This window comes from Sinorhizobium fredii USDA 257 (assembly GCF_000265205.3).
Lineage (GTDB): Bacteria > Pseudomonadota > Alphaproteobacteria > Rhizobiales > Rhizobiaceae > Sinorhizobium > Sinorhizobium fredii_B.
In genome coordinates this window covers 499,119-519,809 of the sequence record NC_018000.1, presented here as the reverse complement: position 1 = coordinate 519,809, position 20,691 = coordinate 499,119, and the positions used below count along the sequence as shown (strand labels likewise).

The 20,691-nt window shown below is 60.2% G+C and carries 18 protein-coding genes, 1 tRNA gene and 1 pseudogene; 5 read left to right on the top strand and 15 right to left on the bottom strand.

Going from position 1 to position 20,691, the window contains the following annotated elements; all coding sequences use genetic code 11:
* Window positions 1-102: 102 nt before the first annotated feature.
* Entirely contained in the window at window positions 103-1,086 is a 984-nt protein-coding gene (locus USDA257_RS02320) for an MBL fold metallo-hydrolase (RefSeq protein ID WP_014761263.1), read from the bottom strand.
* 196 nt (window positions 1,087-1,282) lie between these two features.
* Here USDA257_RS02320 and USDA257_RS02315 point away from each other — a divergent pair, with 196 nt between their 5' ends.
* Window positions 1,283-2,692, top strand: coding sequence for a DHA2 family efflux MFS transporter permease subunit (locus USDA257_RS02315; protein WP_014761262.1), 1,410 nt, complete (start codon window positions 1,283-1,285; stop codon window positions 2,690-2,692).
* 16 nt (window positions 2,693-2,708) lie between these two features.
* Here USDA257_RS02315 and USDA257_RS02310 read toward each other — a convergent pair whose 3' ends face one another.
* The 3 genes from USDA257_RS02310 to USDA257_RS02300 are packed head-to-tail and all read right to left on the bottom strand — an operon-like array spanning window position 2,709 to window position 5,405.
* Entirely contained in the window at window positions 2,709-3,092 is a 384-nt protein-coding gene (locus tag USDA257_RS02310) for a VOC family protein (RefSeq protein ID WP_014761261.1), read from the bottom strand.
* Between the two features lie 4 nt (window positions 3,093-3,096).
* Window positions 3,097-3,834 (bottom strand): RlmE family RNA methyltransferase, encoded by a 738-nt coding sequence (locus tag USDA257_RS02305; RefSeq protein WP_014761260.1) that lies wholly within the window; start codon window positions 3,832-3,834, stop codon window positions 3,097-3,099.
* A complete protein-coding gene (locus USDA257_RS02300) occupies window positions 3,831-5,405 on the bottom strand; it encodes a Ppx/GppA phosphatase family protein (protein WP_041413852.1) in 1,575 nt (524 codons plus the stop codon). The genes USDA257_RS02305 and USDA257_RS02300 overlap by 4 nt, the downstream gene beginning before the upstream one ends.
* A gap of 248 nt (window positions 5,406-5,653) precedes the next feature.
* Between USDA257_RS02300 and USDA257_RS02295 the strand changes: the two genes are divergently transcribed.
* Window positions 5,654-5,727 (top strand) — tRNA-Gln (locus USDA257_RS02295).
* 871 nt (window positions 5,728-6,598) lie between these two features.
* Here the strand turns inward: USDA257_RS02295 and USDA257_RS37565 are convergent.
* The 4 genes from USDA257_RS37565 to USDA257_RS02270 all read right to left on the bottom strand — a co-directional run bounded on the left by USDA257_RS37565 (window position 6,599) and on the right by USDA257_RS02270 (window position 9,599).
* A complete protein-coding gene (locus USDA257_RS37565) occupies window positions 6,599-7,147 on the bottom strand; it encodes a type II toxin-antitoxin system HicB family antitoxin (protein WP_014761257.1) in 549 nt (182 codons plus the stop codon).
* Entirely contained in the window at window positions 7,144-7,503 is a 360-nt protein-coding gene (locus USDA257_RS02280; protein ID WP_041413850.1) for an HVO_A0114 family putative DNA-binding protein, read from the bottom strand. Before USDA257_RS02280 ends, USDA257_RS37565 begins: the two co-directional genes overlap by 4 nt.
* Before the next feature lie 216 nt (window positions 7,504-7,719).
* A complete protein-coding gene (locus tag USDA257_RS02275) occupies window positions 7,720-8,046 on the bottom strand; it encodes a BrnA antitoxin family protein (protein WP_014761255.1) in 327 nt (108 codons plus the stop codon).
* A gap of 665 nt (window positions 8,047-8,711) precedes the next feature.
* Entirely contained in the window at window positions 8,712-9,599 is an 888-nt protein-coding gene (locus tag USDA257_RS02270; protein WP_014761254.1) for a DUF5677 domain-containing protein, read from the bottom strand.
* 381 nt (window positions 9,600-9,980) lie between these two features.
* Here USDA257_RS02270 and USDA257_RS02265 point away from each other — a divergent pair, with 381 nt between their 5' ends.
* Window positions 9,981-10,643 (top strand): hypothetical protein, encoded by a 663-nt coding sequence (locus tag USDA257_RS02265; RefSeq protein ID WP_014761253.1) that lies wholly within the window; start codon window positions 9,981-9,983, stop codon window positions 10,641-10,643.
* A gap of 424 nt (window positions 10,644-11,067) precedes the next feature.
* Here USDA257_RS02265 and USDA257_RS02260 read toward each other — a convergent pair whose 3' ends face one another.
* Window positions 11,068-12,639, bottom strand: coding sequence for a winged helix-turn-helix domain-containing protein (locus USDA257_RS02260; protein ID WP_041413847.1), 1,572 nt, complete (start codon window positions 12,637-12,639; stop codon window positions 11,068-11,070).
* A gap of 119 nt (window positions 12,640-12,758) precedes the next feature.
* Between USDA257_RS02260 and USDA257_RS02255 the strand changes: the two genes are divergently transcribed.
* On the top strand, window positions 12,759-13,193 hold the full coding sequence (locus USDA257_RS02255) for a cupin domain-containing protein (protein ID WP_014761251.1): 435 nt from the start codon (window positions 12,759-12,761) through the stop codon (window positions 13,191-13,193).
* 19 nt (window positions 13,194-13,212) lie between these two features.
* Window positions 13,213-13,715: pseudogene (locus USDA257_RS38685) on the top strand (RidA family protein).
* Between the two features lie 389 nt (window positions 13,716-14,104).
* On the opposite strand, the gene USDA257_RS02250 reads toward USDA257_RS38685, so the two are convergent.
* From USDA257_RS02250 to USDA257_RS38360, 6 genes are all read right to left on the bottom strand, one after another.
* Window positions 14,105-15,790, bottom strand: a complete 1,686-nt coding sequence (locus USDA257_RS02250) for an adenylate/guanylate cyclase domain-containing protein (RefSeq protein WP_231698948.1) — start codon at window positions 15,788-15,790, stop codon at window positions 14,105-14,107.
* 144 nt (window positions 15,791-15,934) lie between these two features.
* Window positions 15,935-17,527, bottom strand: coding sequence for an IS66 family transposase (tnpC, locus tag USDA257_RS02245; RefSeq protein WP_014761247.1), 1,593 nt, complete (start codon window positions 17,525-17,527; stop codon window positions 15,935-15,937).
* Between the two features lie 53 nt (window positions 17,528-17,580).
* Window positions 17,581-17,934 (bottom strand): IS66 family insertion sequence element accessory protein TnpB, encoded by a 354-nt coding sequence (tnpB, locus tag USDA257_RS02240; RefSeq protein ID WP_014761246.1) that lies wholly within the window; start codon window positions 17,932-17,934, stop codon window positions 17,581-17,583.
* On the bottom strand, window positions 17,915-18,382 hold the full coding sequence (gene tnpA / locus USDA257_RS02235; protein WP_014761245.1) for an IS66-like element accessory protein TnpA: 468 nt from the start codon (window positions 18,380-18,382) through the stop codon (window positions 17,915-17,917). The genes tnpB and tnpA overlap by 20 nt, the downstream gene beginning before the upstream one ends.
* Window positions 18,383-18,932: 550 nt before the next feature.
* Window positions 18,933-19,466, bottom strand: coding sequence for a YybH family protein (locus USDA257_RS02230; protein ID WP_041413845.1), 534 nt, complete (start codon window positions 19,464-19,466; stop codon window positions 18,933-18,935).
* Between the two features lie 526 nt (window positions 19,467-19,992).
* Window positions 19,993-20,124: a hypothetical protein gene (locus USDA257_RS38360; RefSeq protein ID WP_014761242.1), complete on the bottom strand. Its 132-nt coding sequence runs from the start codon at window positions 20,122-20,124 to the stop codon at window positions 19,993-19,995.
* Window positions 20,125-20,691 lie beyond the last annotated feature (567 nt).

The following is a 20,691-nucleotide window of genomic DNA, read 5'->3' as shown; positions in this document are numbered from 1 at the left end:
GGCGAGGGCTCGTAACACGGATATGTCAGAATGGAAATAGTTAAGGCCCGGAAATCTCCCGGGCCCGCATATTTGTTGTTGCAGAGCAACAAAGCCCTGAATTCAAATGTCGAACTGGTAGGTTACCGGCACGAACCGGTAGCCTTGGTCCTGCCGCTCGACGAAGCCGACCGCCGGGAACGGCATGTGATAGCCGATGAAGGGCAGCCGGTCGGTGGCGATCATGTCGAACACCTTTCGCCGTGTCGCGCCGGCCGCAGCCTTGTCCATGTCGAAGCGGACCTCCCAATCCGGCCGCTGCAGCGACAGGACGTAGTGATTGGCCGTGTCCGCGGTCAGGATCAGCGCCTTGCCCTCGGATTCGAGCCTGTAGATCATGTGCCCGGGAGAGTGGCCGAAAGCGGCGATGGCGGTAATTCCCGATACGACCTCGGCACCGTCCGCTATGAAAGTAGTCTTTTCCTCCAGCGGCACGACGTTCTGCAGCACCGCCTTGTGGCCGTTCTCGGCCGGCGTTCCGACGCGAGCCCCATCCTTCCAGAAATCGAATTCCATCTGGCCGGTCACATAGCGGGCGCTTGGAAAGGCCGGCTTGCCGCCCTCCATGAGACCGCCGATATGATCTCCGTGCATATGGGTGATAACGACGACCGAGACCTGCTCGGGCCCGTAGCCGGCGGCGCGGATGCCTTCAGCGAGTTTTCCGGTCCCCGTCTCCCGTCCGGCTTCGCCGAGCCCGGTGTCGAACAGCACGACGTGCGAGCCGGTATCGACGAGAACCGGGGAAAAGCCGTTGATGAAACCACTGGTCGGCAAGAAGTTCTGTTCGAGCAATGCGGAGACCGCGTCTGCCGGCTGATTGGTGCCGTAGGTCTCGTGCGGATTTTCCGAGGCGCGCGTGCCGTCGCTGATCACCGTCACCTTGAAGGTGCCGAGCTTGAACGTCTTGAAAGCCGAGTCCTTCGTCAAGGCGCCGTTTTCTGCATTTTCCTGAGCATTTGCGATTCCAGCCAGGAGCCCTGGCGCCGCCAAGGCAGCCGCCCCTGCCCCGAACAAAGTTCGGCGCTTCAAACTATGTCTGATCATGATCGCTCCTGTTGATTGGCGCTGCCCTACTCGCCGACAAGCAAGAAGTAGCGGTCTTGACAGAAAAGATCAGCCACATCACAGGCTTTTGATCTGCAACCGCACCCTTGGCCCTTACAAAGCCATCGCAACTCTCTATCGGCGCGACCTCTACGGCCACGCGTCCAACTAGACGATCACGCCAAGGCTCCCCTTCATGAATCGCATCGTCCCGATCATTCTTGCCGTCGCTCTCTTCATGGAGCAGATGGATTCCACCGTCATCTCAACGTCGCTGCCGGCGATCGCGCATGACATCGGCGTCGGGCCGATCACGCTGAAGCTGGCGCTCACCGCCTACATGGTGGCGCTGGCGATCTTCATTCCGTTGAGCGGCTGGATGGCGGACCGCTTCGGCGCCAAGCGCATCTTCCGCGCAGCGATCCTCGTCTTTATCGTCGGGTCGGTGTTCTGCGCCGTCGCCGACAGCCTCGTCGCCTTCGTGCTGTCGCGCTTCCTGCAGGGCATGGGCGGCGCGATGATGACGCCGGTCGCCCGCCTCGTCCTGGTGCGCGGCACGCCGCGCAGCGAACTCGTCTCGGCCATGGCGCTGCTCACCATCCCGGCCCTTGTCGGCCCATTGGCGGGTCCGCCGCTCGGCGGCTTCATCACCACCTATTTCTCCTGGCACTGGATCTTCCTGATCAATGTGCCGGTCGGCATCGCCGGCTATGTGCTTTCCGGCATCTACCTGCCGGAGATGGAGCGCCGAAACCCGCCGCCGGTCGATATCCTCGGCTTCCTGCTCGGCGGCATCGCCGCGTCGGGCATCGTCTTCGGCCTGTCGGTCATCAGCCTGCCGGCGCTGCCGCCGGCGATCGGCATCGCGTCCGTCTCGACCGGCGTGGCAGCGACGTTCCTTTACATTTTCCACGCGCGCCGGCATCCGGCACCGGTGCTCGACCTGCGGCTGTTTCGCGACAGCGCTTTCCGCGTCGCCTCGATCGGCGGCACGATCTTCCGCATTTCAGTCGGCGCCGTTCCCTTCCTGATGCCGCTGATGCTGCAGATCGGCTTCGGCCTCAATCCATTCCAGTCGGGGCTGATCACCTTCATCGGCGCAGTCGGCGCCATCACCACCAAGTTCCTTGCCCGCCGCGTGCTCGCCTTTGCCGGCTTCCGCACGACCCTGATCGTTGCAGCCGCGATCGCCGCCGTCACCACCTTCGCGAACGGCTTCTTCACGCCGGCGACGCCTTATCTTGCCATGCTGCTCATTCTGCTCGTCGCGGGTTTCGCCCGCTCCTTCTTCTTTACCAGCGTCAATGCGCTTTCCTTCGCCGATATCGAGGACGAGGATGCCAGCAAGGCGACATCGATGAGCGCCGTGCTGCAGCAGATCAGTCTCGCCTTGGGCGTGGCGGTGGCCGGCGCCATCCTGGAGATCGAAACGTCGATCAGCGGCGGACCGCTGGCGCTCGACGACTTCCACATCGCCTTCATGATCATCGCCGTCGCCAATCTGCTGGCGGCGATCCCCTTCCTGACCATGGCGAAGAATGCCGGCGCTTCCGTATCCGGCCATCGAAAGGCTATTCGGGAAGCCGAAGCGACGGCCGGCAAGTAGGGCTATTCATGTAGAGCTATTCAGGCCGCTCGCAGACCGCCGAGAGCTTGTTGCCGTCGGGATCGCGGACATAGGCCGCGTAGAAATTCGGGTGGAACGGCCGCAAGCCCGGGGCGCCCTCATCCGTACCGCCACTGGCGAGTGCCGCGGCGTAAAACGCATCGACGGCGGCGCGGCTCTCGACTTCGAGCGCCACCATCGAACCGTTGCCGATGGTCGCTGCCTTGCGGTTAAAGGGCGTCACCAGCCAGAGGCGGCAGCGAAAGTCGTCCTCAGCTCCATAGCCGATCTCGACCTCATCTTCCTTGCGACGTTTGAGACCGAGCGTCGCAAGGGTCTTGTCGTAGAAGGCGCCGGCCCGTCGAAGGTCGTTCGTACCGAGGGTCACGTAAAGCAGCATGGTCCTATTCCGCCGCGGCGTCCTCCGACGCCTCTTCGCTCGCGGCCGCCTGTCGGCCCTTGAAACCCTTGGCAAGCAGGAACATCTCGACCGATTCGGCGCGCGACGAGGCCGGCTTCACATGGATGACCTGGCGGAAATTCTGCTTCAGCATGTTGAGAAGATCGCGCTCGGTGCCGCCCTGGAAGGTCTTTGCCAGGAAGTGCCCGCCTTTCGCCAGCACGTCGACGGCGAAATACGCCGCCACCTCGCAGAGATGCATCGTGCGCAGATGATCGGTCTGGCGGTGACCGGTGGTCGGCGCCGCCATGTCGGACAGAACGAGATCGGGGGTGCCGCCGATCGCTTCTTTCAGTTTTTCCGGCGACTGCGGATCCAAAAAATCCATCTGCAGGAAGCGGACGCCCGGGATCGGGTCCATTTCGAGAAAGTCGATTGCCGCCACGCGCGGGTCCGCATCGGTCGAGTTCGTCACCTTGGCGGCGATCTGCGACCAGCTTCCGGGTGCGGCACCGAGATCGATGATGCGTCGGGCGCCCGATAGAATCTTGTGCTTCTCGTCGATTTCCAGGAGCTTGAAGGCCGCCCGGGCGCGATAGCCCTCGAGCTGGGCGCGCTGCACGTAAGGGTCGTTGATGTGCCGTTCCAGCCAGCGGCGCGAGGACGCCTTGAGCTTGCCCTTCTTGACCTTCTGACCGAGCTTGCGGCCGCTGCGGTTGCCGCCGATCGGGGATTTCGTCATGCCTTGTTCCCTTCATGGGGCCTTTGCCGCTCCTCGCCTGCCGGCGCGTGGCCGGGGCCGCGCTGATAACGGCGCGGACGCGCCCGGCGCCAGGCACCGTCATCGGCCATCATGTCGGTCAGCAGACCCTCCCGAAGACCCCGGTCGGCGACGCGCATCCGCGTCGACGGCCAGCGGCGGCGGATCGCCTCGAGGATTGCGCAGCCGGCGAGCACCAGATCGGCCCGGTCCGGGCCGATGCATGGATTGGCGGCGCGGGCGGCGAAATCCCAGGAGAGCAGGCGCGCCTGCATGGCCGAAACCTCGTCGTCGGAAAGCCACAGCCCGTCCACCCGGCGGCGATCGTAGCGCGGCAGGTCGAGATGGACGCCGGCCAGCGTCGTCACGGTCCCCGACGTGCCGATCAGATGGAAGCCGCTGCCGGCGGCGTTATCGAGCGTTTCGACCGACGGGCCGTCGAACCGGTCGAGCATGCCCTCGACCTCGCGCACCATCGTCTCGAAGCTCTGCGGCGTCACGTGCTCGCCGCCGTGCCGTTCGGAAAGCGTGACGACGCCGACCGGCAGCGAGGTCCAATGGGTGATGTGGTTGGCGAGCCGGCTCGAGCGGTTGTCGCCGATGCGGATCACCGCGATTTCCGACGAGCCGCCGCCGATGTCGAAGAGGACGACCGACTTGGTCTCGCGGTCGACGAGCGACGAGCAGCCGGATACGGCGAGCCGCGCCTCGGTCTCGCGATCGATGATTTCGAGATCGAGTCCGGTTTCCTCGGCAACGCGCTGCAGGAAAGTCTCGCCATTTTCGGCGGCGCGCGCCGCCTCGGTGGCGATCAGCCGGCGACGGCGGATCGAGCGGGCATTGAGCTTGCCGGCGCAAATCTTCAGCGCCTCTACGGACCGCTCCATCGCACCGTCGGAAAGCCTGCCGCTGGCGCCCAAGCCCTCGCCGAGCCGGACGATCCGCGAGAAGGCATCGACGACGCGGAACTGTCCCGGCCGGGTCGGCTGGGCGACCAGAAGGCGGCAATTGTTGGTGCCGAGGTCGAGCGCCGCATAAAGCGGCGCCGGCGGTTCGCTCGGCGCGACATAGGGGGCCCGCAACTCATCCTTGCGCGACTGCTGAGGCGCGGCGGACACGTCGCGCGGTCGCTGCGTTTCGGCGGGCCGCTCGGCGGCCAACGGCTTGCCGCCGGTTGCCAGCGGCCGCCCCTGCAGGCCGCGCCGATGGCGCGCCTTCTTGCCGCGCTTCTGGCCCTTCTTGTCAGTGATCGGTGTCTCGTGGGCCGCAGCTGCGCCGGAAACGGCGGCGGGAGCCTGGCCCTGCGGCCTTGCGGCCTTCGAACGTCGGCGCCGCTTGCGCTTGCGCGCCGGCTCCGCCTCGTTCAGTGCTGCGGGACGCCCTGCTTCTCCGGGAAGCCCGGATCGGCTGGCAATTGCAGACGACAAACCGGTCGGCTTGCGCCGCCTCCGCTTGCCCTTGCCGCCGCGCGGCACAAGCTTATGCGCCTCGCCACGATCTGCTGCCGACGCCCCGGATTCAGACGGCTTTGCGCCGTGTTCGGGGTCTTTCACTTGTCTCAACCATCGCGCCGCGCGAAGCCTTCCGGCCGCTCAAGGCGCTCTCTCGATTTTGCGTTGGCGCGACTGTACCAGCGCCGCCCTTTTTCGCCAAACTTTTTTTAAGGCGCCGGATCGGTCCGCATTTGCGCCCCTTCACCACAGCCCGGCCGCATTTTTTTGCCAAAGGGTATTTGCATCGGCGGTTCTTTTGTTTATAAGCCCGCCACACCGACGCGGGCGGCCATACCGCCAGCAGGAGTTGGGGAATAGGTTAACGGTAGACCAGCGGACTCTGACTCCGTTAGTCCTGGTTCGAATCCAGGTTCCCCAGCCAACACTTTCTCCAAAAAATTCAAGCCATTAGCCCATCTGTTGCGCCTTTTGGCTGCTGATTTCATGTCGCGCAACCTGCGACAAATTTCCGTTTATTTTCAACACTCGCAATCTCATGACGGCGGCTCCGCGCGACACAGACGCGACATGGCTGCCACATGGATCTCGTCGTAAACGCGTGAAAAACACGACAGAAAAATGAAATCCTTAGAAATGCACGCGACATCAGAGCGGTGATGGACGGTTCGGCGACGGCAGTGGAATTCTGCGGATACTTGCGCCGACTAAACAGACGAAAGTGGGGGACGTGTGGTAGCGGAGGGCCGACTCAAGCGATCCCCCAAATCACCTTCGGGCTCTTCGTTGCTTAGGGCATCGAGTGGCTTGCGGTGGGGGAGGCCTGAAAAGGTTAGGTGAATCAATGCACTAGCTCAAGCTAGTCAACGGCGTTTGACCTTGCCAAAAGTCCAGAGCGAGGTTTTTTCCGGCGGGTAGGCAGGTGCTGCCTCGGCCGGAGGGGGCGATAGTCGCAGCACACCACGGGTCCATACTGCCGGCAGGTGACTGAGTATGCCGCTTCCATGTCCTCGCGGGCGCTTGCCGCGACGGCGCCGGGCGCTACAAACCGATGAAGATTTTCCATCACGCCCCTATGCCCCATTTGTCGCGCGCCCGTCTTTTCGCTTGTTCTCGCGCCTGATCGCCTCGCGCACATCATCAATAGCCACCGCGATCGTTTCATAGCCACCGCGATCGTTTCAGGGTCGCCGTCCTCAAAAACGGCCTCCAGATGCCGGCCCGTCGTTCGCCGGTCTTGATGAAATCTTGGATGTCGAAACGGATTGTCTTCATGCGATGCCGTAAGCGCGCCATCATGCTTCCTTGCGGCATATCTCTTCGATGCCTTCTAAATCACATTCGTCGAACACCTGTTCGGCGACGGCGTAAGGCGGGCCGTCGAACCAACCATAATGCTCGGCCTCGATTTCGGAGATTTCCTCCCGTCTAACCTTACCGTCGCGTGTCGACTGAAGCACGAGAGGCTGGATGCGGATGGCGACGACCACCCGCGTCCCGATATCAGTGACCCGCCAGCGCCAACCGTTCGCCATGACGAATTCGTCGCCGATGTTGAAATCGTATGGCTTCATTCCCGTAGCTTTCCTGGTGAATGGCACAGCCAGAAGAAATGAACCTGCGGCGAGCGCCTTGCGAATGTCATCGCGATTGATGATCGCTGCGATGTCGGAAGGCAAAGGCATGTCCCCGTCTTCCGCCCATAGCTGCAACGCTTCGAGGGCATTCGGCAAAATGTCGACCGCTTCATCGGCGGCGGAATGCACGCCGGGAAGATCAGGGAAAGCGATGCCGTGAGCCGTCGTCTCATTGCCGGGTTCGACGAGTGCGAGATAGATGCTCATGCCGTGACGTTCATATCGAATTCGAAATGAATACCGTCATATGGGAACTCGATGCCGCTCTCTGTCCGGTCAATCACTCCGGCATTGATGAGCGTGGTCACGTCACGGTTGACCGCCTGTACATCGCGATTGGCTCGCCGAGAGACTTCATGGGTCGACAACAATCCCTGTCTAGCGAGCGCCTTCACGATATCGAGGCGGGCCGGCGCGAGAACGCTATGCATGTGTTCGTAGCTTGCGAACTCAAGGGAATAAGCCGTCTCAACGTCTTCCCCTGATTCCGCACGGCGAACCGCTTCCACGAATTCCGCCTTGAAGTCCGCCATACTACCCAAACGAACGCTCAGTGTGGTCATTTGTGGCCCTTCTTGCTTCTTTGCGCGCCCGGCGGGAGAACTTCTTCTTGATGTTGTGCTTCACGCGCGGGCGATGCAGGTAGCACATGACATGCCGCCACCGAGTAAAGCAGTCCTGCTCGTCGCCGCCTTTGATCTTTTCACGATGCCCCATCATTGTCGTTGCCTTTCACAGGAGACACCCGCTTGTCTGCCAGGAACCCGGTTTTGTGGAAGTCAACCGGCCTTCTTCAAGCCGGCGGCCTTCCGCAGATCGTCGTTCATCCGGTTCTGCCAGCCTTTGCCGCACTTCCGCTTGTAATGCTCGATGATATCGGGATCGAGGCGGAGGGAAATCTGCTTGCGCGGGTTCTCGACAGCCGGCCGGCCCCTGGCGCGCTTGATGCTCTCGGCTAGGTCGGGAAACACCTCGGCGAATGGTCTCGCCTGTGCGAGCTCCTCGTCGGTTGCCTCCGGCGCTTCTGGATCGCTGGCGATCTTACGCTGGATTTCGGCTTCCTCTTCATCGGAAATATGCCGCATGTGGCGGGGTAGCTTTGTCATAACGGGCTCCCTTCCTTCCGGCTCGCGTCACCCATAGAGATGACGGAGATGGCCCTGTGCCAAGGCGACGGAACATTACGGCAATAACGGAGTCATGGAGGACACCTCCTTCTTCCTCCGTGCTAATATACGCAATGATGGGCGGAGCGTCCCCGGGGTGCACCCAATCGACGGTTAAATTTTTTCGGGGCCTGCTCCGGAGGCCGATCCTGCATTTTATGTGCCATCTATGTCGCAGTTTTTGTCGCACTTACTTGCCGTAGCTCAAATGAGATTCGTTGTATTTGTTGGAGAAATTTTGTGCGACATAGATGCGACATAGGCCCCCGGAACCCCGGAGCCTTCGTTTCTCCGCTGATTTTATCGGCGAATTCGTTGGTGGCGGAGGGCCGACTCAATCGATCCCCCCAATTCACTTTCGGGCGTTTTGCTTCATGAAGGCGGGCAGCTATCGGCCCGAAAACGACTTTCCAGCCACGGTTCACGAACGACCGCTGTGCGCCCGCAAATTCAGTCGTACACTCGGACCGTGCGGACTCCTGAAAGCTGCCGGTCGGCTTAGCTGGCGGGAACCACTTGGGGTGGAAGGCGGAAGGATGGCTTTCGGGTAGCAAGCGCCCATAGCGGAAGTTCACTGAACGATACCCTGCACAGGCTAGGCGCTTTTATCCTCGTTTGGCGTCATACTCCCCAGCGTATAGACCGTCGAACGTGCGAAAGAGGCGCGTGTTTACACGCTCGATCCAGTCCATCGTCCCCTTGATGTTATCATCGTGGACGTCGATCCGTTCCAGCCACATCCGAAACGGACGGATCGTGAAATTTAGGACTGGGGCCATGAAGCGGATGTCCGCCGGATGGTAGTCAGTGAATGCCGAAAAGGTGCCATCGTCATTGCGGACCAGGCCCCAGTCCATCGATTCATTCCATGAACCGTGGATCGATTCCGACATCATACCGTAGGTTGAAGCATATAGATCATCATGTTCGATCTCAGCGAATATCGTCCGGAAGTTTTTGCCCTGCAGCTTCCACCCGTTCTTTTTTTGCGCGGCGAAGTCGTCTTTCGTCAGGCCCTCGAAACGCATTTTTTCGCGTACGGCGGCTAAAAGACGTTTGCCCGCTTTCGTATCGAAGAAGGGCGATCCGTTCTCCAAATCACGCAAAATACGAAGGCGGTCTTTGTAGGAGCATTTCCGATAGTCGGTGATTGCATCGGTCCCGTTGAGCATCAGATAGGTTGCGATGATCGAACCCTCAATCATGGGCCGTTCGAGAACACCGATGATCTCGGCGTTATCCTGCTCGTAGTATTTCACCACTTCCTTGACGAGCTTCGAAATGCGCACGAGCAGGCCGAGAATGGGCGCGTCGTCAATTGAGAAGCCGGTCGGGTTCCGATCCACATTCTTCAACCGCGTCAGCGCGTCGTAGAGGTTGCCAACATCCTGATAAAAAGTGACGGAAAACTCATGCAGTCCGGCGATTGAGTTGAAGCAGCGCTCGATATAGGCGGGCTGATATTTAGTTGTGATCTCGACCAACTCTTCCATCAATTGTGGACCTTCTCGAACTCTGCTGCGACTCTAATGGCAGGTTCCAGCGAGGCATTGCAACGACTTAAACGGAGAGAATGAGGTCCAAGCAGCCGCGCAGCTACGCGCCCTCATTTGCGGCCATCGTGTAGATCGAACTCTGATCCCAGAAGCGGCCGCTCTGCAGAGCCGGCAACATCAGCCTTGAAGTCAAGCCGTTGCGAAGGCAGCGAACGGTGAGGCGACTTTCTCCTCGTGGTCGCGCAGCCGTTCCAAATTCTCCGTCCGCGACGTATCCTTCGGAGGCGCATTGGGCGCGATGCTTACAATCGCAACCGCCCAAGCAACAACACAGGAGTCGGCCGATGACGAGCACACGAATTTCGAAGGGTGCCTGACATGGGCACGACTTCTCGCCCCAGAACCACTGGTGTGCGGCAATTCCTTGATCTTGAGCAGCAGCGCGATTGGATAGAGGGTAAGGCCGACTTCCCGGACGCGGGTGACCGCTCAGAGTGCCTGGAACAGCGCTTCAAATATGTCGCTCGATTTGAGAAGCTGCTTTGTCGCCCGCAGGCAAGGGAAGTGCTGGAGATTCTCGGGCTATACGGTCCAAACTGCATTCCGATCCCGCGCAAGACCGAGCGTTACTACTGGTCGGTCTCCTGTCTGCCGTCGACCTCGGACAAGCCGCTCGTACGTGTCAATGCGAGCTGGATGGAGCTTTTCACGCTCTATGCGCATGGCGAGGATGTCCGCGCCAGATTCATCGTGCATCTTTCGGATTTTACTACGGATCGTTCAGCCACGCCGAGCCGAGTGAACGAACCCTTTCTCGAGCAAAGCGTCGCGATGCCAGAGGACGTCAGTTATTTCTTCCCGCGTGGTGCGGACATTTTCGGCATCAATGTGCGCGGTTCTGTCTCGATCCGCAAACTCCTCGGGAGCCGCCGCGTGTTGCGCGCCATTCGGACGTTCAACCTGACGCACATGAACCGCGGGCGGAACGCCTACCAGGCGAGCCATTGCTACAGCGTTGCGGATTACATGCAGGCAGGTTGAGAGGTTCTGGGGTGCGCGCCATCCTGGCGAATTCGCTGGCGCCGGTGGCGGCCGCATCTCGCGAGGTCGAAAAGACAACTGAGGCACACTCGCGCTTGACCATCTCGGCCGAACGCGAGCACCGACCTCGGCCGGTGTGCGCCCCACCTCGGCCATAGCTTGCATCCTAGCCGTCTCCTAAAAGCGGACATCTGGCGGTGAGGCGGCAACTTTGCGCTTCAATGTCGGCGGTAGAGACCAGCTTCCGCGGCCCAAAAGCAGACGTCGCCAGCGACACGGCTGGACGACTTGATTGCGCCGTCATCTCCGCCCTAGAGGCAAACTTTGCCGCCGCTCGAAAGCGGACGACTCGGCAGGCCTGGTCGTCGTTTGCGGCTCGAAGCCCTTATCCGAGCCTTTCGGTAGGTTATGGGTCCTGACCCTACTATTCAGGAAAGATGGCGTTACGACCGGAATCGGTCGTTTGATGTTCCGCTTCTCGCAGCAGGCCTTCGAGGCAGGTCGCCCATTCCTTGTTGCCATCTCTGAACGGACCAAGCGCATCGCCGGCAGGCTCCGGGAGATCGCCCGCAGCGGCGGCGAAGCGGAGAGCCTCCTGCCTGTGCCCCAAGGCCGTGTGGCAGCACGCCTGAATGCGGAGCAGCGCCGGCCAGTCAGGCCGCGCCTTCAGCCCCGCACGGCCCGTATCAAGCGCGCCCTCGACTTCGCCCGAAAAGAACAGCGCAAGCATCAAGAGACTGAACCAGACCGCATTCTGCGGATCATGGGGGTTGAGTTCGAGGCCGCGAGCCAGCGGCTTTCGCGCGCCGGCCGCATCGCCCACGAAAAGACGGGCCATGCCGAGGACGAGATAGCCCAAGGCGAAGCTCGGACCGAGATCGATGGACCGCTCCGCTGCGAGGATCGCCTGGTCAGCCCTGCCTGTGTAGGCCGACACAATCGCCAACGCATAGTGCGCATACGGATTCCGGGCGTCGAGATATATCGCCCGCAGGGCCGCATCGAGTCCTTCCTTCGCGTCGGCGGCGGGATTTTCCGTCCAGCCATAGGCGATGAGGCCTGCGTTGACCCGCGCCCGCCAGATCTGCGCCTCTGGAAGCATGGGATCGAGCTCCGCGGCCTCTCGGAAGAATCGCCGTGCGAGAAGGTGGGTTGGCTGCGTTACCTTGTGAAAATTGAATGTACCTTGCCGTACAAGGTCCCAGGCGGTCACGTTGCCCGTGTGCGGAGCAACCTGAAGTCCATGCCGCAACAGCAGCTCGGGCTCGACCGCCGCTGCGATCCGCTCGGCGATGGCGTCCTGCACCGCAAATACCTCGGCCACCTGAAGATCGTAATGTTCGGACCAGATGGTGGCGCCCTTCACTGCGTCGGCGAGGTGCACGGATATCCGCATCCGATCGCCGGTACGCCGGATGGCTCCATCCACCAGAAAATCGACGCCAAGTTCGTGCGCGATAGAATTCGGATCCCTCGAGCCATTCCTCCTTGCGAAACTCGCCCCACGCGACGCGACGCGGAACCATCGGAACCGGGCGAGCGCCATGATCAGGTCGTCGGCGATACCGTCGGCCAGATATTGTCTCTCGGCCTCGCCGCTGAGATTCTCGAAGGGCAGTACTGCAATCGCGGGGCTGGATCTCGCCTCCACATGCCCTTCGCTACCGGATCCGTCGGTCCGGCTCTCCACCGGACCGGAAAATCTGTATCCGACCCGTGGGACCGTGACGATCCAGTCGCCGTCGTCTGATGCCGGCCCGAGCAGCTTGCGAAGGGCAGCAATCTGAACGGAAAGATTACTCTCCTCGACGGCGAGGCCCGGCCAAACGGCATCCATCAGCGCCGATTTGGTGACAACACGCCCATCTGCCGCGAGCAGAACGGCAAGCAGCGAAGCGCCGCGGGCGCCGATGGCGACAGGCCGATTGTCACGGAGAAGGCATCCGTTCTCGGTAATGAACTCGAAGGGGCCGAATACAAGGTGCTGGGTGTTCATGATTGGGAATGATACGCCCGATTTCGTAGTTTTTCGGAATTTTTCGGCCCTCGTTTCAGGACTTGCGCCGGCTCCGCGCACAGATTCAGCTCCATGCAGCAGTTGAGGTGGTGGAAACGATGAGGAACGAAGCAATGCAACCGAAAAATGTTCATGCATTAACCGCGAAAATCGTGCGCGGGAGTGACAGTTATGTCGCCGAGCAAGGATCTGTCTATCGCTCGGGGGTCTCGGCGGAGAGCGTCGGATCCAGCATGCTGTGGCTCGGGACGATCTCACTACCAGCAGGGAGACGAACCAGCGCCCATCGCCATCGGGGGCACGAGACGGCCCTTCTTATGACCGCGGGCAAAGAGATCGAGATCTGGTCGGGGGCAGCGCTCGAACGGTGCGAAACGGTTCTCCCCGGCGACTACCTGTTCATTCCGGCAGGCGTTCCGCACGTGGCCGTCAATCGCAGCACTGAAAACGCCGAGTTCCTCGGTGCTCGCAACGACCCCGCAGCGAACGAGAGCGTCGTGCTGATGCCGGAACTCGACGAGATCGTGCCCTAATCAGGCGGGGAGGTGCGCTATGGCCATCATTGAACAACGTCTGGCCGCAATGGGTCTGGAACGAAAGTTTGCGAGGGGCTGCGTATGCGTTTCGCCTGGGTACCGGGTGCGCGGCACCCGCGCCTACATCTCGGGTCACGTGGCGTGCAACAAGGATGGGACATTGGCAAAACCCCTCGGCAAGGTCGGGACCGAGGTTTCGCCCAGAGCAGGGTTACGCGTCAGCGCGGCTCGTTGCCCTGGCCCATCTCGCGAGCCTCAAACGGGCGGTCGGATACCTCGATCGGGTTACGGCTTGGGGCTGCGCGTCTTCGCCATGGTGAACGTTGCTCCGGGTTTCAATGAGATGCCGCTGGTCACAAACGGCTATTCCGATTTGATACTGGACCCTATAGGGGGCCCGACGCTGGCGCCCACATCCCTTTGAATGCGCCCGTAAACTGCGAAGCGGAAGTGGAAATTGACGGGCGACCGCCGAGGGTCGATTTTTATAACCTTCTTCCTTTGATCGGGCCAACCTGAAAACCAGAGGCGACCGCTTCAGGCTCTCCAGAACAGATGCCGGCATAATTTAGTGTCGGTATTATGCCATGTCTCGTGCAGCGGAACGGCAGCTTCTCGACATCGCCTTCCCGAAAGCTGACGGACTGGTGTCGGCCTCACTCACGACGTTCGACGTGGTGTCCCCAAGCGTCCGAAAAGTCCGCAAACCGGACTTCGAACTTGGGGGCGGTGTCGCATGCCGGACATGCCGCGGGCCGAGCCCTCCCTGCCGCTCGAATTTTTGGTTGTGGAGGGCCGCTCGATCGATCCCCCCAATTCACCTTCGAGCGTTTTGCTGCATGAAGGCGGGCAGCTCTCGGCCCGAAGCTGCCTACATCCGACGATCTGGAAGGACTGCTGAGGTGGGCCTACTCCGGCAGGCCGGCGCGCGCTAGGTCTGCTGCCAATTGATCGAGGATTGAAGGGTCTCGAAAGTTGAGAGTCTGCCGCCAAGTCTGGATCGTTATTTTGGGGTTGGCCTTGAGCATTTTCTCCACTGCGGCCTTAGCATCGGCTGTCCGGCCCAATCGCATGTAAGCAATAGCCAATGCCAACGGCGCATCCGACAATTCGGTGGCTTTCAGCGGCTCCACGGCGTCTTCATACCTTCCCAGCAGGATGAGTGCCCATCCTCTCGAGAGGTTGAATGACCAGGAGAGGCTTGGATCGCGCTCAGCAGCGATGTCAGCAAGCTCCAGAGCCTTCTCGGGATCTCCCGCTTGAAGGAATATGTACGCTGTATCTGACAACTGCAATGCATCGTATGGCGCCATCGAGATGGCTTTATTGGCCTCCGCAACAGCGCCATCGTGGTTTCCCCTCAAGATCAGGACCCAAGCATGGAGCCAGTGCGCAGCCTTTGCCACCTGAGGACTGAGGCGCTCACTGGAGAGAACCTGATTTGCCAACCGACCAGCCTCTTCGATGTTGGCTTCAGGTTCATTGAAAAAGGCGAGGACCTTGATCATGGCTGCCCAGCCAAGATTAACCAGTAGAAGCGGCGATTCCGGAAATGTCTTCAAGCCCTCTCGCAAGATTAATTCGGATTGCTCGATCCCTTCCATTGTATAGGTCATTAGCTGGCTGTGGCCGCGAAGATAATAGTCGTATTCTTGTAAGTTCGTGCTGTCCTTTCCCCAAGCTCGATTGTAGTCTGCGCGACGAATTGCACCCGTCTCGCCTGTCATCGCGCCGACAATCTTACCCGTCATCTCGTCCTGAAGCGCCCAGGGGTCAGGGCCAGCTCTGTCGAAATGGTCAGCCCAGACGTGGTCCCCAGTCTTGGCATCTATGAGTTCTGCGATGATGCGTATCCTCTCCCCTTCTTTCCGCACGCTGCCCTCCAGGATGTATTCGACGCCGAGATCCTTGCCGATCTGGCGCACGTCGCCTTCCTTGTCTTTGTATCCAAATGAGGACGTGCGTGAGACGACGGCGATGTCCGGGAAGCGCGAGAGGACGGTAATTATGTCGTTGGCCACCCCGTCCCCAAGGTACCCGAGGCTCTTGTCCGGGCTCAGGTCCTTGAAGGGAAGCACCGCGACCGCCGGCATGGTTGCGGAAACGGGAGAGGTCGCAGTCAGAGGATGATAGAAGGTGATCCACGCGGCTACCAGCACAACAATCGCGCCAGGCACGCCTAGCGTCCACCAGAGGTACGCAGGTTTGCGTTTGAGGAAGGCACGTCGGCGGGATGGGGCGTCGATCCGCACCTGGTACACGTCGACCGGCTCGTCGATGTTCTTCACCTTCCGCTGCCCCGCCGGGTCGAAAACAAAGGCGAGTTTCTTCTCAACCTCCTTCGCCACTTTGCCGGACACATAGATCCCGCCGGGAGGCGCCAATTGTTCCAAGCGGGCGGCAACGTTTACCCCTTCGCCGTACCGATCCTCGCCCTCAACAATTACTTCGCCAATATTGATGCCAATCCGGACGTCAAACCTTTCCTCCTCGGTGACGGCAGCGTTGCGCTCCGCCATCCCGCGCTGAAGGGATACGGCGCACTCGACTGCCTCGACCACGCTGCCGAACTCGGCGAGAAGGCCATCGCCCATGAGCTTGAAAATGCGGCCGTGATGTCGCGCGATCTCGGGCTCAAACAATTCGATGCGACGTGCCCTTAGACGTAAGCGCGATTTTCCCCGCACATTGACGCCGGCGATTTCGACGGATCGTCTTGCGTTGGGAACGGCATCTGGTCAGGCGGTGGCAGTCTGTGTGAAGTTGAAGGGCAACAAGTCGTCGATATCAGCATCGCCCGCGCGTTGAGGCAATTCGGTAAGGACGTGGCGCAACCACGTCAACGGCTCGACGCCGCAGGCACGGCAGGTCAGCATGAGGCTGTAGATGACGGCGCTGGCCTTGGCTCCGTCGGTGGTATCGCTGAACAGCCAGCTCTTTCTGCCGGTCGCAAAAACTCTGATGTCGCGCTCCAAGATGTTGTTGTCGATCGGCATCCTGCCATCGTCTGTGTAGCGCGTCAGATAATCCCACTGGTTCAGGGTGTAGGATACAGCATCGCCCAGCTTGGTGTCCGGCATGACCTTCGGCGCGATTTCGTCGAGCCATACCTTGAGAGCGGTCAGGACGGGTATGCTGTGTTGCTGTCGGAATCGGCGAACGCTGTCGGCCTTCGTTTCGCCGGCATCAGGCTTCTTGTCTCGTGCTTGCCTTTCAACCCGATAGAGTTGTTCGAAGAACCGGAGAGCCTGCTCGGGCGGACCGCCGCCTTTCTTTCTGGCTTTGAGGGCATCGACGAAGCGCCGCCTCGAATGGGCCATGCATCCGATATGGATCGCGCCATCCAGCGTGCGCCAGGCGGTGTAACCATCGCTCATCAATATGCCGCGGTAATCGCCGAGGAAGGTCTGGGGGTGAATCTGGCCGCGGCCCGGCTGATAATCGAGAAGCACGATCGGCTCGTCACTGTCGTCGCCGCTCCGATAGGCCCACATATACGATGTGCTGGTGGCCTCTTTGTCCTTTTCCTTCAGGACCTGAACGGTCGTCTCGTCGCCATGGATGAGGGGTTGCGACCTGAGCCGCAGTTTCAGCGCGTCATAGATGCGATGCAGATGCTTCTCGCTCGAACCGATCACCCAGTGGCCGAGAGCACCACGGCTGACAGGAACACCGGCGCGTTCGAAGGTCTGCGCCAGACGGTAGAGCGGTGTGCCGTCGACGTACTTGTGAACGAGTGCGAAGGCCAATGTCGAGGCCGTGGCGATGCTGCCCGGCAAGGGCTGCACCGGCATCGGCGCGGTCACGACAGGCGTGTTGATCCCGGTGCGGTCGCAATGGCGGCATGCATATTTGAACCGCACATTCTGTAAGACCTTCGCCTTCACTTCGATATGAAGTTGCTCGGTAACGGCCTCGCCCATGCGGTGCATCTGCCCACGGCAGCAAGGACAAGCCTTCTGATCGTCGGGAAGGTCATACTCGACGCGCTCGCGCGGCAGGTTCTGCGGTAGTGGTCTGCGGCCACGCTTCTGACCCGTCGTGCTTTCGACAGGCGGCAGGCCTGTGTCCGGAATGTCGATGACCTCGCTCTCGTGGCTGTCCGCTCCATCCTCGTCCGCAGCCTCTTCGGCTTCGTTGAAGATGCGATCAACGTGCTTTTCGCTGCGCGGCGCAAAGCGATGGAGCCGTGCAAGCGCCAGCTCTTCCTCCAGCTTGACGACCCGCTGCGAGAGCGTTTCCTTCTCGGCTTTCAGCGCGGCGATTTCGGCAGCATTGGCCGCCAACTGCGCCATCAGCTCTGCAACGCTCGGTTCGCCGGTTCGATTCATCGTAGTTTTGAATCTGAACCGCTACCCTACGTCAACAGCTCAATTCGCCACCCTCAGCCGGCGACCTGATACTGCCGCACCGGGTGGCGGACCATCGCATCGATATCGATGCCGTCGAGGATCCAGTGCAGTTGCTCGGTCGTCACCGTGACCACCGCCACCTCACGGCGAGGCCATCGGAACTTGTCCTCGGTCAGCCGCTTCAGGACCAGCACAAAGCCCGATCGGTCGAAGAACAAGAGCTTCATCCGGTCGCGACGGCGATTGCAGAACGCAAAAACCGCTGGAGCAAACGGATCGAGCGCCATCGTCTCCTGGACCAGAACTGCAAGGCTGTTGATGCCAGCCCGAAAGTCGATCGGTTCGCGATGCAGGTAGACCTGAAGGTCAGCGCCCAGTCTGAACATGACCCAACGCTCCGATTATTGCTGCCAACACGTCCACATCACTACATTCCAGCGTCAGCTTCACACCGTTCGGCAGTGACGCGCTCACCTTGGCTGGAGAGGACAGCCGGTCGATCCTCTCCGATTGCGATCGTCGCTCTTCACCATCCGTGGCAGGCATCTCCAACGCAAACGCGCTGCTCTGCATTGGCAGGCTGCTCGCCGCGGTGATCTGAACCGGAAGAAAAGCCGATGTCGAAGACGGCGGCAGAGCACGGAACTCCTTGGCCTTCTTTATCCATTTCCAAACGAGGTTCGCGTTGACCCCATGTTCGAGCGCAAGTTTCGATACTGATGCGCCAGGTTCAAGGCAGGCCGAAATAAGACGGTCTTTCGATGCTGGATCGAACCGGCGTCGTCCATTCCGACCAACGAGTCGCACGACAAGCTTTTGACCTTCTTCCATCATTTGGTGTCCACCTCCTTTAGGTGGACACCAAATGCCAAAGCTCACACCATCACAGAAGGTGCGGGGAAATTCGCGCTTACCCTTAGACGATCAAAGGTACCCGCCTCGTCCCGCTCCATGAGCGTCGAGTAGCCGACCACGTCAGCGGCCAAGATTGCGGAAAGTCTGCGCTCCATTCTTGGGTGCCCCATCCCTGGGCTGGCAAGAGCAACTATACGTCATACGAGGACAAATTTCACTCTGAGTGCAAAGGGTATTCGGCCCCCCGATGAACGTCGAACGGGATCAGGTTCCGCCGTTGGTGCCCCTGCGGGGGCGCCGCAAAACTCGGAGATAAATTGGTTGTGGAGGGCCGTTTCAATCGATCCACCCAATTCACCTTCAGGCGTTTTGCCGGATGAAGGCAGGCCCGTTGTTGGCGACGCATGCGGATCTGCGCCGTTCATCGCATCCGCTCGCCTTCAGCTCGCTCGTTCGACGCGGATCCGCATGCGTCGCCCCTTCGGCAATGCCTCGATAGCACCCGTATATTTGATCACCATTCCTGACGCTATTGTGGACCGGCTTCTGGCGCATCCTCGTTCCAGATGTGCCTGCTGATGCGCCAGTTTCCGTCCGCGTCCTTTTTCAACAGAGTCACCCAATCACCTGAAACTGGCACTGTCCCCTTCGGGCCCTTAGCTTTCATGGTATAGGTGCCGGACTGTAAGAGTGCATCTCCCACTTCTTGCGTTTCGTCGGTCGTAATTTGAAGATCCGACAGACCAAACTCTTGAATCTGAGAGTTGATGAGGTTCTCGATGGCGGCCCGACCTTTTACGTGCTCCTCATTCGGGATCAAGAGAACAGCGTCTTCTGAGTAGAGTGCGGCCACCTCCTTTGCATTCTCGCTGTTGTGTGCGCTCTCCCATTTCGAGCGAATCTGCTCGGCGCTCTCGCCGATGTTTTGCGCACCAGCGGGAAACGAAATTATAGCCGTCACGATTACAACAGAAGCAAAACAGGAGATCCTACTACCTTTCACCCAGACGTGCCTTCTTTGGTAGGGGCCGGGCATGAAGCCCATTACCTTCGCGATCTTCATTTGTGTCGCCTTTGGCTTCGACCTCCTTCAGGCAATTGAGGTACGGACCTCCATTGATAACCGTCACCTCAGCCGTGGTCGCTCCTTCCGGGCGCAGCCAGCTCGCTGTGTCTTTGTTCCCGCCGAGTATCCGAGTAGCTTGACCGCGATGCAATCATAGTCGGTCACATCACCCATCTCAAAATGCAGCCTGGGCAACAACCCCAGCCCGGTCCGCCCGGTCCACCGCAGAATGTCGGACAATACTTCCCGAGTTCTCCGGCAATTCCGAAGTCCCTCCGGAGAGTTGGTTGGAAAGCTCGTGATTCATTTTGACACCGCAAAGTACGCCAGCAATCCAACGGTGATGCCAGCCAACAGGCCAAGAACCGTTCCTGGTCGAGGAAATCACTCAGAACGGCCATGGACTACCTCAATGGCGAACAAAGCGCACCTTCTCCTGTCGTGCCAGTAGGAAGCTCTTGAAACCAGCTTCCCTTACTGCCTTCTTGGCGCCTTGGATGTGCCTAGGGTTCGTGGGATTCTCTCAGTACTGCGGAAGCCTTGCGCTCTTAGGTAAATTTACACCTGCGGCCGTTTCGATCTCGGCGAAGGTCAGGATGATTTCAGAGAGCGTTTCCTTGGCAAGCCGCTGCGTCAGCCCCTCGTATTTCGACATCTGCCCCTCCTTGGTTTGTTCTCAGCATGACCTAGCGCGCGACGAAATTAAATTACCCCGTTTGGGCGGCGCCCTAATCCTTGACAGCAACGTGCCCTGTGCGACGCTTCAAGCGCTTGGTTGTACTTCGTGGGGAGCAAAGTCGTGGATCGTTACACTGCGGAGCAGAGCGCGAAGTTTTTGAAATTTCGAGCTCGCAGCGCCTCGACGAGTAGTCCTTCGGTATCATCTGAACGATGCCGGAGAACGGCGACCAAACCGCAGGCTAATGGGGGACGCTTTCGTGGATGCACTGTATCCGGGGGAATCGGCAAGCCTTCATGATATTCTCGAGTTGGCATGGCATTACAGATCGGCCGCTATCTTGCTTGGAGAACGCTCTCCTCGGAGCAAACCGCTATCTCACACACCCCGCCGATTTTTGGCGCTGCATTCAATTGAGCTCTACCTAAACGGGTTTCTGCTCGCTAAAAGGGCACGACCCTAAGGCCATACGCGGCCTTCAGCACGACATTGGCGAGCGATCACGAATGGCGATTGATGCTGGTTTGATCTTGAGAAAGCGTA